The organism is Thalassoroseus sp. (genome assembly GCF_984380535.1).
Genome location: NZ_CFHRBF010000017.1, coordinates 12681 through 27456, shown reverse-complemented (window position 1 = coordinate 27456; position 14776 = coordinate 12681). Strand labels below are relative to the sequence as shown.

The following is a 14776-nucleotide window of genomic DNA, read 5'->3' as shown; positions in this document are numbered from 1 at the left end:
CTAGCGATGTCTCTATCGCATCTCGGGGCACAATCTTCGTAGGGCTTGCTGCATGAATGATGTCAATCTCTTCGAAGAGATTCAGTCTCTTTGTCGCGAGTTTCGAAAGCAACTCAAGAACGGTAAGGCCCCGTTGCTAGAGCATTTTCTGCTCCGGGTGGATCAATCCGCGCAAGAGAACCTATTTCAGAACTTACTGAACTTAGAGCTTCAGTTTCTCAACAGGCAAGGAACTCCCCCGTCTTCGACCGAGTATCATCGCAGGTTCCCTCAATATGCGAGATCGATTCGGCAGGCGTTCTTCGAGTCGACGATGATGTCTCAAGAGGACATCGACACGCCTTCAACACATCAGACGATTCTCGTCGGCTTGGCATTTGATCGACGGATCGGGGAATATGAACTCGTGCGGGAGTTAGGTCGGGGTGGCTTTGGTATCGTCTATGAGGCCAAACATCTCCGACGCGGAGACCGTCTAGCTCTGAAGACCTTGCCTCCGAACCTTGAGGATCAGTCCAATCCCATCCAGAACGCCGAGCGACTGCACAAGTTTCGTCGTGAGTTTCGTTCGTTAGCAGAGATCAATCATCCGAATCTCATTGGTATGCAGACGCTGGAAGTCGCTGACGGCCAGTGGTTCTTCACGATGGACCTTGTCGAAGGAGTCGACTTTCTAGAATACGTCCGTCCGAACGGCACATTAGACGAACCGAGACTGCGCAAAGCATTATCTCAAATGGTTCGGGGGATCGCGGCTTTGCACGACCGTGGCATTGTCCATCGTGATCTCAAGCCGAGCAATGTGCTTGTCAGCCGTGATGGCCGCGTCACCATCCTCGATTTCGGACTGGTCGCTGAACTCCAACGGACGGCGAATCAAACCGTCTCGATGAGGTCTCGGCAATTTGCTGGAACTCCGCGTTATGCAGCACCGGAACAAATCTCTGGAACGAGATCACCTGCGTCCGACTGGTACGCGTTGGGAGTCCTCATCTATGAGGCACTCACGGGAACGGCACCATTTGACGGCTCATATGTCGAAATGATGTTGAAAAAACAGTCGGAGCCCGCCCCTCGCTTGAGCGATACCACAGAACTGCCTCATGATCTAGCAACACTGGTAGATCAACTTCTGCGAACCGATCCAGATACACGTCCAGCGCTACAGCAGATCCGCGAAGCACTAGGTATCGAGAGTGAAACAACTCAAGAGGACTCGTCAGGAACTTCATCGGATCTGACTTTTGCGTCTTCGAATGAGATCTTAGTCGGTCGCGAGCTGCAGATATCACAACTTGAGGCAGCGTATGAAGAATTAGTCTCGAAACAACAGTCCGTGATCACCATGATCAGAGGGCGTAGCGGAGAAGGTAAGTCGACGCTCGCGAACAAGTTCTTAGAACCGCTTCGACTAAACAACAGAGCAATCGTACTTGCTGGTCGCTGTTATGATCGAGAATCGGTTCCGTTTAAAGCGATCGACACACTGATTGATGCGCTTGTCGCTTTCTTTCGGTCTCGCCCGAGTGACGAGATACAAAGTTGGTTGCCAGACGATATGGCAATGTTAGCCCATTTGTTCCCGGTATTGCGACGTGTCGGAGCGATTGCCGATCGTTCCCATCCGGAAATTCGTGGCATCGACAGCCGACAAATCCGTTATCGAGCGTTTAACGCATTTCGCGATTTGTTGATCACGATCAGTCGCACGTCGCCCATCATCCTGTTTATCGACGACTTACAATGGGGGGATGCCGATAGTGCAGCGGCAATGTTTGAAGTCCTTACTCCTCCTGACTCACCGACAGTCATGTTACTAGGGAGTTATCGCAGCGACGAGGCAGACGATAGCCCGTTTCTTACCGAGTGGAGACAAAAGAATTCCAACGAATTGGGCCCGCTTAAAGAAACGCTTGTGGAAGTTTCACCATTTACCGAGCAAGAGTGTATACAACTCATCATGCATCGGCTCAGTGGCACTGGCGAAATGCCCATTGAACAGACACAGAAGCTCTACGAAGAATCACGGGGCAACCCATACTTTATCGATCAACTTCTTGAAGGATTCGATGAGCAAACAGGTGAGTTTCAAGCGGTGCCACTCGATCAGATCATTGCACAACGGTTGCATCGGCTTCCACCTGAGGCGGTTGAACTACTAGAGGTAATCTCCATTGCCGGGCAAGCCACCGCTATTGACGAAATCGTTGCAGTTGCCGACTCCACGAGTCAAGCCTATTCAACTTTGACTCACATGCGGAGCGAACGACTGATCCGACTCATCGGTTCTTTCGGACTGCAACAAGTCGATACCTACCACGACAAAATTCGAGAGACGGTACTCGATCACATGGAGAAGGATCGGCGTCAACATCTTCATCAATGCTACGGTGAGTACCTCGAAAACATCGAAAACCTCTCGGCTGATCGAATTCTTGAATCGCTTGATCACGACCCAGTTATGGGTGATAGCGGAGTATCCATTAGTAGCCGGATCTTCGATTTAGCTTATCACTTCCTTGAAGCAGACGACCCCAAAGCCTTCGGCTATCAGCTCTTGGCAGGTGAGCTTTCATATCAGGCCTATGCATCTGAGGATGCAGTTGAATTCTTAATCCGTGCTGAGGAAATTGCCAGTGATTTAACTAAGTGGATCCGATTTCGTTTGAACGAGCGGCTTGCTAGCTCATATGCGAGGCTTACGCAATTCTCTGCAGCGATCGAACGCTATGAGCAGGCGATCTGTGAAGCCCCATCTAACTATGCGAAAGCCTTCGCTTTCATTGGAAAGGCACAGTGTTATCAAAGCCGCACTCAGTATGAACTGTCCGTGGCTGAATTTGATCGAGCACTTGATTTGTTGGGTTCCTCTCGGCCGTCAAACCTGTCTGCATTGCTCGCCATTCCATTGTTATGCGCGCGAATTCTAATTGTTCCATGGCAGTGGCAGGTCGAGCGTCGAACTGAAAAAGTCGCCTCGCTCGAACTTCAGCGAACATCCTATACCTCACTCTCGAGCTTTTTGTTCGACTACGGTATATCGCCAGTGCAGTATCTCTATGCGGTGATCAGTCAGGCATGCATAGGCATTCGGGTGGGTAAGGCAGATGCGATAGCATTGGGGGTCAATTGTTTAGCCGGACATGTCGGGCAGGCTGGGCTACCTGAAGTGGGGAAACTCTTAGTGCGAAAATGTTGTCGTCTAGCTGAAGCTGCCAGCAATAGAGAGGCCAAAGGAATCTATTTCCTAGGGGACGCTGTCGCGAATGCGAATTCACGCTTACTGACTCTTGCAGACGACCAGTTTACCAAAGCGCTTCCGCTCCTTGAGAACTCTGGATCACACACGCATGCGAGTGTCGCCTCTCATTTGCATCGGCATATGCACGCAGTTATAGGCACTGTGTCTTCTGAACGGGAACTCGGGGAAAAGGTTCTTACCCTGGGTGAGCGTGTAGGCGAACCCCGGGCTCAATTCTGGGGACATTATGACATCGCAAGTGCTCTGGCGAGAGGTGGAAACATCGATCAGGCGAAACATGGAATCGAAATGGCCAGGAGGTCTATCGAAGGACAATACATGCATGTCTCCGAAGCGATCTTTACTGCCACCCAGGGCTACGTTTTCTTACAGGCTTCTCAGTACGAAGAAGCTCGATGTGTTCTGGAAGAATCTTGGCAGGCCACCAAGCGACGCAAGCTCTTTCTAGAATACATGGTCCATGCAATACCTTGGTTATGTGAAGCAATTACAGGTCCTCGATGGATGGACGTGTCGGGTGAAGTTGATTTGAACCGTCTCAAGCAGGTGTTGAGGTTAAACTGGATTCTGTACTGGTTTTATCCGAACTTGCAGTCTCCGATCCAACGATCTCGCGGAAGAGGCTTTTGGGCCCTTGGCAGAAGGAAGAAGGCAATACGTTGTTTTAGAAATGCGGTACGACTTGCGAGTCAACTTGGAGCGAACTACGACCAGGCTAGATGCCTACTTGACTTGGCTGCTGTGCAGGAGGAAGGGCGGGATGAGAATCGTCGGGAAGCGGTGGAGTTGTTGAGGAAAATGGAATCGGTCATTCCGTACGCTGAGCGATGGCTTCTGGGTGATCGACCAGAGATGGACTGTGTCGCCCCGCCGTCTGACGATGTTGAGTCCGTATGAGGTGTGTGTCACCGTCTGCCCTAGAACTCATTCTGTGTTGTGTCGGGGGCGTCGATGGCTTGAGCTGGCAAATGGCGTACAACGATACTTAGAGTGTCTTTGGTTCTCATGGTTGGTCGCCGACGGACTTTTGCCATCTTTGGAGTTGCTGTCGAAGTCTATCAGCTACGGCTTTGTGTTTCGGTTCATCGATGAGGTTTTCTAATTCGTTCGGGTCGGTTGTTAGATGAAACAGTTGTTCCTGGCTGATTTGTGGATAACGAATGAGCTTCCATTCTTGGGTGCGGATCATACGTTGGGACGAACGGAAGTAGCCGAAGACGGCCGGGTAGATTTCGCTTTGGTGACCCAACAAAACGGGTTTTAGACTTCGGCCACTAACAGACGCGGGAATCGTTACGTCGGCAAGGTCACAGACTGTGGGGAAGATGTCCCGCAAGTAACACTGAGCGGAACGTCGCGCGTTGGCGGGTATGTTCGGTCCGGCGATCACAAGTGGCACGCCGATCGTGTGCTCGTACATGTTCTGTTTGCCCCGCAAGCCGTGACTGCCAATTGCTAGGCCGTGATCGCTCGTAAAGACGACGATCGTGTTTTTAGCCTGATCGGACTTTTCTAGGGCCGTCAAGATTCGACCGACTTGGGCGTCCATATGTGAGATGACAGCGTAGTAGACCGCCAGCTCATCGCGAACCATTTTCTCCGTGCGAGGCCATTCGAACAGTTGTTCGTCGCGGCCGTCGTAGTTGCCATGATCGAAGGGGTGACGCGGAAGAAAGTTCTTCGGTAAAGGGACTTGATCGGGGTGATAGTGGAATTGTTTGTCCGTTGGCAGCAACAACGGGTCATGGGGAGCGGTGAAATTGACGTGCACGAAGAACGGGGCATCGTCTGAGGTTTTCGAGTCCGTTTCGATCAATGAGATTGCAGCGTCGGCGAAAGACGCACTGATATCACCGGTCAGACCGACGCCACGTTCCGGTTGTCTCTGACCATTCTCATCATAAAAAATCCAGCCACGATATCCGGTCACGGGGCGGTTGTTGGCATCGGTTTGAGGTTTCCACCATTTCCCGCCTCCGCCGCGATACAACCCCGCGGTGCGTTCGTATCCATGGTCGGTTGGCAACCCTTTGTTATGCCATTTGCCCACGTAGCCGGTCCGGTAGCCAACGTTTTTTAAGGTCTTGGCGAGTGTGGTGACGTCTGGTCCGAAGCCCTGACCGAAATCGAGCGAACCGTTCTCGAACCCACTGGACCCGGTCAGAATTTCTGCTCGGCTTGGCGTGCAAATGGGATTCGCGCAGGTGGCACGAGTCAAGGTTGTGCCGCGACGCACCAATTGATCGAGGTTTGGTGTGCGAATAACGGGGTTTCCGAGTGCGGCGATGGTATCCGGGCGTTGGTCGTCGCTCACGATCAGCAGCACATTCGGTCGCGACGAATTCGCCGAAACGATCGGCGAACTGACATAACTCGCGAGCAGGAAAATTCCGTACAGTTTCCAGAATTTCATCTTGGAAGACCTTGAAAGAGACAACAGTGGCTCGTCAGGCAATTCGTTATCCCGTAGAATAAAGTGAGTATGCCCGCCTGTCATCCTTCCTTATCTGTCGGACTTGTTATGAAACATTTCCTCCCGACAACTCTGTTGGTTCTGATTTCTTCCAGCTTCGTTGCGAGTGCTGCAGATACGACCGAGCAGGAACAACTCTTCGAACGCAGTATCCGTCCTGTGTTGGTGGAACGTTGTTTCGAGTGTCATTCGGGGAAGAAGCAAGAAGGTGGATTACGGTTGGATTCGCCGGAATTCCTTTTGAAGGGTAGTCTCAGCGGGGCTGCTGTCACACCGGGGAAGCTGCATTTGAGTCGGTTGTGGGACGTGATCCAATACGACGAAGGCGACATTCAAATGCCGCCAAAGGAGAAACTGTCGGATACCCAGATCGCGGCTTTTCGGACTTGGATCGAACAGGGGGCGTTTTGGCCGGAGTCGTATCAGCCGCATCTTGATAAAGATAACCAACCGGCGTGGTTGACCCATTGGGCGTATCAGCCGATTCAAAAGCCGGAACTTCCGCAGGTGCAGAACGTGGATTGGGTGAGAACTCCGATCGATCGTTTTGTGCTGGCGAAATTGGAACAAGCGGGCTTGGAGCCGTCGTCTTCGGCGGATCGGCGGACTTGGTTGCGGCGGGTGACCATTAACTTGACCGGATTGTCACCGACCTTCGAAGAGTATGCGGCGTTTGAGGCGGATCAGTCAGCGGATGCCGAACAAAAAGTGGTGGATCGTTTGTTGGAATCACCCCGCTATGGAGAGCGTTGGGCACGTCACTGGTTGGATGTCGCTCGGTATGCCGACACGAAGGGGTATGTCTTTCAAGAAGATCGGAACTATCCCGATTCTTGGACGTACCGGGATTGGGTGATCCGCGCGTTTAACGAGGATATGCCGTTCGATCGGTTCGTGAAATTCCAACTTGCTGCCGACAAATTGACGACTGCGGAAAACGCGTCCGAGCAATGTGCGATGGGTTTTCTCACATTGGGACGGCGGTTCCTGAACAACCGGCACGATATTATCGATGACCGCATCGACGTAACGACACGCGGATTAATGGGACTGACCGTTTCTTGTGCGCGGTGTCACGATCACAAATACGATCCGATTCCGGCGGCGGATTATTACTCACTGTATGGCGTGTTTAATTCGTCTGACGAACCGAAAAGCGAACCTTCTACGCTTCGGTTGACGGACAAAGAAAAGCCCCAGGAACCGTACGTGTTTTTGCGTGGGCAACCGCACAATCATGGCCCGCGTGTTCCGCGTCAGTTTTTGAAGGTCATCGAGGGCGACGATCGCAAACCGTTCGAGAATGGCAGCGGACGGTTAGAAATGGCCGAAGCGATTGTGAACCCCGACAATCCATTGACGGCCCGCGTGTTCGTCAATCGGGTTTGGGGGAAGCACTTCGGTAGTTATCTTGTGGACACTCCAAGCGACTTCGGCGTGCGAGCCGATACTCCCACGCATCCGCTGTTGCTGGATTGGCTCGCGCAGGAGTTCATCGATAGTGGCTGGTCGGTCAAGCATCTGCAACGGTTGATTACGTTGTCGGCGACCTATCGACAGGCGAGTTCACATCGGGAACACGCGGCGGCAGTCGATCCAGAGAATCGGTTGTTGTGGCGGATGAATCGGCAACGACTGGATTTCGAATCACACCGAGACAATTTGCTCGCCGCGGCCGGAACTCTTGATCTGACCATGGGCGGAAAATCGGTCGAGATGACGACCAAGCCATTTACAACTCGGCGGACCATTTACGGTTTCATCGACCGTTCGAATTTGCCCGGGTTGTTTCGCACTTTCGACTTTGCAAGCCCGGACATTCACGCGCCGCGTCGCTACGTGACGACCGTGCCACAGCAGGCGCTGTTCCAAATGAACTCGCCGTTTCTATTGCAGCAAACGGCTGAATTAGCCGAACGCACCGCCGCACCAGATGGAAGTGAAGTCACCACGGAGGAGCGGATTCATTCGTTATATCGAATCGTGTTCGGTCGGGAGCCGTCGGACGAAGAGGTGAGTCTTGGTCGTGAGTTTCTAAAAGGTACCGACGAGCAACCAGAAAGCGTTGTGCAGCATACCTGGCAGTACGGTTATGGTCACTTTGACGAGAACTCTGGGCGAGTCGTTGAATGGACGAAGTTGCCGTACTTCACGGGGTCGACTTGGCAAGGCGGACCGCAATTGCCGGACCCCAAACTGGGGTGGGTCAGTCTCAGTCAAACTGGCGGGCATCCGGGAGATAGCCCAAACTTTATGGCGATTCGACGCTGGACAGCACCGGCTTCGGGAACGGTTTCGATTTCCGGGACTTTGAACCATGCCGCGAAACCGGATCAAGGCGATGGCGTACGCGGGCGGATTGTCTCCAACCGTACGGGACAACACGGCGATTGGACCGCAGCACACGGTTCGGTGCCGACGTCTGTGCAGTCGATCGAGGTGAAAGCGGGAGACGTCATCGACTTTGTGGTCGATCGTCGCGCGTCACTCAGTCACGATTCGTTTACTTGGACTGTCCGCATCAATGGTGTTCTCGATGGGAACCGACGCGGGTTTCACTCTGCGGATGATTTCCAAGGTGCGATTCCATCGCCGCTGTCTCGTTGGGCACGCTATGCACAAGTTCTGATGCTCTCTAACGAGTTCGTGTTTGTCGATTAATCACACGTTGCGTTTCTGGTCGACGGGCTGCGTCTTCGCCTACACTAGTCGCACAAAAGGCACGCACATGCGCGGTGAATAAGCACCGGTATGTCTCTCATCCGGTCGGCTGGTTCGGTCTTCAGCCGTAAGCCGTTTGGTTGCAGAGCCTTGCGACAAGGTCGAGAACTAAGTCGCTGTGGCATTGCAATTGCTACTGTACGGAATCTGTTCCATCTTGTTCGCTTCCCGCAGTCGGTGATTCTGCCGATGCATTCGTCCCTACGTAAGATTCTCGTCGGAGCGATTTTCTTCGTTTGCTCCTGCCTGATCGCGATTTGCGCGTACTGCATGGCAGGGTGGAGTTTTCTCGAAGCCGTTTACATGGTGACGATCACCATTTTCGGAGTGGGTTATGGCGAGGTGCGTCCGATTGAGCAAACCGGACTCAAGATATTCACCATCGGATTCATCATTTCCGGGTGCACGTCGGCCATTTATTTCCTCGGTGGCTGCGTACAAATGTTGGCGGAAGGCGAGATCAACAAAGCACTGGGAGCCAGACGCATGACACGCGGGATCGACCGATTGAGTGACCATGTCATCGTGTGTGGCTACGGACGTGTCGGTCAGATCCTCGCTCGGGATTTGAAGGAAAGTCATCAACCGCATGTCATTATTGATGTCGAGAAAGACCGACTTCAAACCGCAGAGAGCGAGGGGCACCTCGTCATTTGCGGCGATGCGACCGACGAAACCATTTTGCAAGCCGCCGGTGTCGAGCGGGCACGCGTGCTGGCAAGTGTTCTATCTGATGACACGGCCAATGTGTTTATTACGTTGACAGCTCGCGGTTTGAACGAGCAGATGGAAATTATCGCGCGAGGGGAAAAACCAACCACCGAAAGCAAACTACTTAGGTCCGGAGCGAACCGCGTCGTACTCCCGGCCGCCATTGGAGCCAGTCTCATTTCTCATCTCATCACTCGGCCGTCGACGGAATCTCTTCTATCCGAGGCCCAGAATACCCAGGCTCTCAATGACGATTTGAACCGCATCGGGCTGCGAATGACCGATGTGCCAATTACCGCTCAATCCGGATTGGTGGGGTCACTTGTCGGTGATCTCAACGTGACGGGTATGCCGGGCGTTGTAGTGGTGGCACTGCGTCGTCAAGACGGCTCGGTGGAACGCAAACCCAAAGCTTCGGTCAAACTTGGAGTCGGTGACACGCTGATTCTACTAAGCCATCGCGAAACCACGATTCAATTGACACTGCGGACGTCCAGCTCCGCACCACGTCAGTATCGTGGAGTCAAAATGAGTTCGTGACACGGCTGCTATTCCACCAGAAGCAATGGATGGACATCACCATCGCTATCAAATCGTCCCATGACGGTTTCATGACCGGTGTGATATCCGAGGACCGATCGCAATTGCTTTTCTTGTAAGCTGCGATACAGCAGGAGTTGGTAGCTGCCGACCCGCAAGCGATATCCGCCGGCTTCATGCGGATCAACTCGGCGACCCTCATCGGTGACTGTCAGAGTACGCCAGTCAGCCGGGGAATTCTGACGATCTGGATGCCAGTCGAAAACAATCGGCAAGAACGCGCCGCCTGTGATTGGCATGTCGAACGTTAGTGAATTGGCGTCGCAAGCGAGTTTTCCAACGCAGCCTTCCACGAAATCATCCGGCAAGGGCAAAGGAAAGACACGCAGGCTTTGGTCGTCCGATTCCAACCGCCAGGCCCGAGTCGTTTTTTCTGGCGTCGGGACAACTCCACGGTCGAGGGGAAACCGGCTGCGAAACTGTTTTGTCGTGTCATCCAATCCGCGGACACAATCGGCAAAGATGGCGAAGCGATCCTGATGCGCGAGCAGAATCTGACGTTCGACGAACACGTTTTGTGATACCAACCACTGCAGTTCGACGAAGGTAACTTCTTCGTCACTGAACCAGCACGAACACCGCCAATCCGCGGACTCGCGGGGATCGTCATTGAGTTGCCAATTCCAATCTCCCGAAAGCCAAGAAACGCCGTTGGCAGACAGAAAGAGTTGCGGAGTCGGCTTGTGATGCGTGACGACAATCCGTCCCGACGGTCGACTCCAGTCCGACCGTAGACAGGCCAGTGACGAAAAATCGGATTGAAACGAGAGTTGTTCAACCGGCCCGGGTTCGATCGTTTGTTTGCTGGACGGTGGTTCGAGCAGCAAGTTGGGGTCATGCGAAAGGAGCGAACGAAACGCTGGGTCTTTTTTCTTCCAGCCTGCCAGAATCGCCCCCGTTGCTAGCATCGAAACGGCCTGGGGGTGGTTCTGACTTTGGGAGAACCGGCCGTTTGGGCCGAGCAGCGTTATTGCGCATTCGACCAAACAGGCGAATCGCTCGAATTGGTCGTCGTCCCTCCAGACGGGAACTTTCGCTGCGTGTCCCCATTCCGTGGCTCGTATCCACGCTGCTAACCATCCGCCAAGGTTTTCCAGCAGTTCCGCGTGCGGAGTCCCGTCTCCGTCGGACGACTCTTCCAGGCGATCCCAAAGCACGGCCCGTCCACGTTCGCGGAGAGCTTCCAATCCCGCAACATGGGAAAACAGTAAGCCAGTCGACCAAGCCAATTCGCCATTGCGGATAAATGCGGCGGTCGGGTCGCTTTCTTCCGGCGGGTGAGAAAGTGTCGTTGTGAGTGCCAGCCGCCATAGCGTCCAAAGGAGTTCATCGGGTAACGAACCATGATCCCAACGGAGTAACTCACAGACAACGAGCAGTTCACCCGTCGAAAGGAGTTCGTGTTCGTCACGATGAACGACCCACTTGCCGAGTTGTTGCACCGCTTGTTGACGGTGCTTTTTCTTGCCGGAGTGGAACCCTTTGCCAAGCCAAATGTCGAAAAGGACACCAGCCTGGTCCGTAGTGTTCAACACGTCTGCCGACCATGCAACTGGCGTGGAATCGAATCGCATGCCAAAGACCGACTTGCGTGTCGCTTTGGTCCCCAATCCAAAATTTTGCTTCCGTAAGCAAGCAATGACCGTTTCGACATCACCGGCGCGAGCGGCCTTTGTCAACTGGCGGTTGGCTTCATCGGACCATACGAGATGCCGGAGAAAATCCTCATCGGTCAACGCCGAGGCGGCCGCTGGAGAAATCGGAATCACGCCGGATTCATCAGGGAGTGTGAGAGTCATATCGCATTACCGAGAGGAAACGGGCCGTCATTCCAAGAAGTCAGGCGGTAGGTGTCGTGAGACCGAAGGAGTGTCTGGAATTATCGATCGCAGTGACCGAATTCCAGCCTTTGAGTTCTTTGTAAGGTAGCCGATGGCTGAGCGTTTGCAATCGGGAAGTCGACACGACATGATCGGTGCACACAGAAAGTTTACTCGCTGCTCTTTTGAATTGACATCATTGCAGGACTTGAAATATGCACACCCTGATTGGCCCTCGGCTCTCCATCATGATGTTTTTAGAGTTCTTTATCTGGGGAGCGTGGTACACGACCGTCGGCAACTACATGAATTCGCTGGGGTTGGGCGATTCGATCGGTTGGGCGTACACGGTCGGACCAATCGCGGCAATTCTGTCGCCATTGTTTCTGGGACTCGTCGCTGACCGATACTTCGCCACCGAACGCGTGTTGGCGATGATGCACTTACTCGGGGGGGCTGCTCTATTGGTGGCCCCGCAATTGGCGGAAATGTCTGCGGCTGCGGAGGGTGGCACGATCATTCCCGTGCTGAATTTGGATTCGGCTCACTTGCCTTTCATTGGCATTTTGTTGGTTCACATGTTGTTCTTCATGCCGACGTTGGGGCTGACGAACACTCTGGCGTTCCACAACATCACCGATTCGGAAAAGCAATTCCCGATGATTCGCGTGTTCGGGACCATCGGCTGGATTGTCGCGGGAATTCTGGTTAGCAAGATTCTCAAAGCCGATGCCACAAGCACACCGTTGATGGTGGCCGGTGGCGGGGGCATTGCGCTCGGATTGTACAGTTTTACGCTCCCGCATACGCCACCGCCGTCCGCCGGTCAGAAGATTACGATCGGCGAAGCCCTTGGCTTGGACTCCCTCCGCCTGATGAAGAGTTTTTCGTTTTCGACATTCATGATCGGTTCGATGCTGATTTGTATTCCGTTAGCGGCCTATTACGGGTTCGCTCCGGTTTACGTTGGTCAAGCGGGTTTTGAAGACCCCGCGTACATCATGACGTTTGGCCAAATGAGTGAAATCTTCTTTATGCTCGTGATGCCATTGTGTTTCGCGGCATTGGGGGTGAAATGGATGTTGCTTGCCGGCATGTTCGCCTGGGTGCTGCGATATGGTTTGTTCGGCTATGCAGCTCCGCATGGGACCGAATGGATGATTTTCATCGGCGTGTTGCTGCACGGAATTTGTTACGACTTCTTCTTCGTGACCGGTCAGATTTATGTCGACAAGAAGGCACCGAAAGCAATTCGCGGTCAGGCACAGGGGTTCTTGGTGCTTGTGACACAGGGGATCGGGCTGGGCGTGGGGGCTCAAATTGTGCAGCAAAAATTGATCAATCCCAGCCTGGACCCGACAACTGGCAATCCTGATTGGCAAAAGGTGTGGTACACCTGTGCTGCAATGGCGGGGATCATTATGGTTTTATTCCTGTTACTCTTCCGTGATACCGTCGCGAAAACCGACGAATCCGAAGTCGCCGAGGCTGCGCTCGATTCCACATCTCCAAGTACAACCGACGGGGAATGATCAGCTTGAAGATTCACTGCTGAGGTCTGATTGAAAGGGGCGGAGGATGTCTACCTCGCCCCTTTCGTCCATGAAAAATGACCACTGGCAAACCACAACGGACTTTGTCTCCATGTCTTCGCCCATCTCTGGATCTCTTCGCTGGCGATTGTCGGTGCTATGGGCGTTGCAATGGGGAATTACGGGGTCGACGCTCACTTATTTGCCGTTGTACTTCACGGAACATCGTGTCGATGCCCAACAACTCGGGCAACTGATGGCGGTGGCGGCATTGGGGTTGTTAGTGGCTCCATTGGTGGTCGGGCAGGTTTGCGATCGCTGGATGCACAGCGAAAAATACCTAGCGATCGCTCATTTCCTCGGTGGCTTCACTCTGACTCACATTCCCGAAGCGGCTCGGGTCTATGCGGAAACGCAGGACAACTTCCCAGTGCTGCTCGGTTTGATCGCCGTCTATGCCGCCGCGTATTTTCCCACGATTCCACTCGCGAGTTCGCTGACGTTTCGACACCTCAACGATCCGGATTCCCAATTCGGTTCGATACGGATTTGGGGCACTGTCGGTTGGGTATTGGCGGGCCTGGGTTTGTCGCTATGGTTAGGGCAACGTGAATTCTCCGTCTGGCTGTTTCAGACGTTTCCCGGTGGCGGAGTGTTGTTTCACGAAGCGGGAACGGTGTTCGACTTCCTCGGCTCACCGTCGAGCGACGACGCCTTCAACATCGCCGCGATTCTTTCGTTCGCCCTGTCGGCGTTTTGTGTCTTCCTACCGAAAACGCCGCCGCTGCACGTACGAACCGAGAAACCGTCCCGAGCCGAACGCAAAGCGAATCGTATGAAGATGCGTGAGCGGTTCGCGTTGGTGTCTGTCATGCGGCTGTTCTTCGATCCGCAATTCACATTGTTGATCGCGATTAGTTTCGCGATGGCCCTCGTCGTGCCGACATACAGTCTTGCAGTACCGATCTTGTTAGAACATCTCGGCATCTCCGGTCACTGGGTGCCGGCGGTCATGACGGTCGGGCAGGTTTCTGAGTTTCCGTGTCTGGCGTTGCTTCACTGGTGTTTGAAACGATGGGGGGCGAAAACAACGTTCGCGCTTGGAATGTTGGCATGGCTCGTCCGGTACGTCCTGTTCGCCGCCAATACGCCGATCGCCGTTGTGATGTTCGGCGTGAGTTTGCATGGAGTTTGCCACGTGTTTCTCGTCATCGTGGTGCAACTGTATTTGGACCGTCGGTGTCCGCCCGACACTAAAGCGACCGCCCAAAATATTTTCGCATTTCTGACACTTGGAATCGCATTGCCGTTGGGTTTTCTTCTCGCCGGTTGGCTGGGACGAATCTGCCAACTCACGACGCCAGATTTGGCGAACTTCTCACTCTTCTTTGCCATGCCAGCCGGGATCGTCGCCGTGCTTCTTGTGATCTTCTGGCAATTCGCCAAAGTCGATACCCGGCAAGACACCAACGAAGAACCAGAGCCTAGTGCTTAGGGACTAAAGCCGTATAAACCGTTGCATGGACGAAGGCGCGTCTTCTTGCCCATGCCTCTCGCCCGATCAACGGATTGGTGGTGCTTTGGCAACGTGGTCTCGGATGGTTTTTCTGGGGTAGGGGTGTGATGTGCTAATTGGCCGGTTAAAATGGAACGTAAC

Annotated in this window: 7 protein-coding genes; 5 read left to right on the top strand and 2 right to left on the bottom strand. The window is 53.6% G+C overall.

What is annotated here, in order from left to right; translation table 11 throughout:
- Window positions 1–52 precede the first annotated feature (52 nt).
- The gene (locus tag AC5DDB_RS22025) at window positions 53–4159 is read left to right on the top strand and encodes a protein kinase domain-containing protein (protein WP_491741932.1); all 4107 of its coding nucleotides are present in this window, start codon (window positions 53–55) and stop codon (window positions 4157–4159) included.
- A 106-nt stretch (window positions 4160–4265) separates the two neighbouring features.
- On the opposite strand, the gene AC5DDB_RS22020 is transcribed toward AC5DDB_RS22025, so the two are convergent.
- The gene (locus AC5DDB_RS22020; protein ID WP_491741931.1) at window positions 4266–5675 is read right to left on the bottom strand and encodes a sulfatase family protein; all 1410 of its coding nucleotides are present in this window, start codon (window positions 5673–5675) and stop codon (window positions 4266–4268) included.
- 108 nt (window positions 5676–5783) lie between these two features.
- Between AC5DDB_RS22020 and AC5DDB_RS22015 the strand changes: the two genes are divergently transcribed.
- Together AC5DDB_RS22015 and AC5DDB_RS22010 are read left to right on the top strand one after the other, a co-directional pair.
- On the top strand, window positions 5784–8396 hold the full coding sequence (locus tag AC5DDB_RS22015) for a PSD1 and planctomycete cytochrome C domain-containing protein (protein WP_491741930.1): 2613 nt from the start codon (window positions 5784–5786) through the stop codon (window positions 8394–8396).
- A gap of 249 nt (window positions 8397–8645) precedes the next feature.
- The gene (locus AC5DDB_RS22010) at window positions 8646–9707 is read left to right on the top strand and encodes a potassium channel family protein (RefSeq protein ID WP_491741929.1); all 1062 of its coding nucleotides are present in this window, start codon (window positions 8646–8648) and stop codon (window positions 9705–9707) included.
- 8 nt (window positions 9708–9715) lie between these two features.
- Here the strand turns inward: AC5DDB_RS22010 and AC5DDB_RS22005 are convergent, their stop codons facing one another.
- On the bottom strand, window positions 9716–11566 hold the full coding sequence (locus AC5DDB_RS22005) for a hypothetical protein (RefSeq protein ID WP_491741928.1): 1851 nt from the start codon (window positions 11564–11566) through the stop codon (window positions 9716–9718).
- Between the two features lie 236 nt (window positions 11567–11802).
- Between AC5DDB_RS22005 and AC5DDB_RS22000 the strand changes: the two genes are divergently transcribed.
- Entirely contained in the window at window positions 11803–13119 is a 1317-nt protein-coding gene (locus tag AC5DDB_RS22000) for an MFS transporter (protein ID WP_491741927.1), read from the top strand.
- A gap of 112 nt (window positions 13120–13231) precedes the next feature.
- Window positions 13232–14614, top strand: coding sequence for an MFS transporter (locus tag AC5DDB_RS21995; protein ID WP_491741926.1), 1383 nt, complete (start codon window positions 13232–13234; stop codon window positions 14612–14614).
- The last annotated feature ends 162 nt before the right edge of the window (window positions 14615–14776 follow it).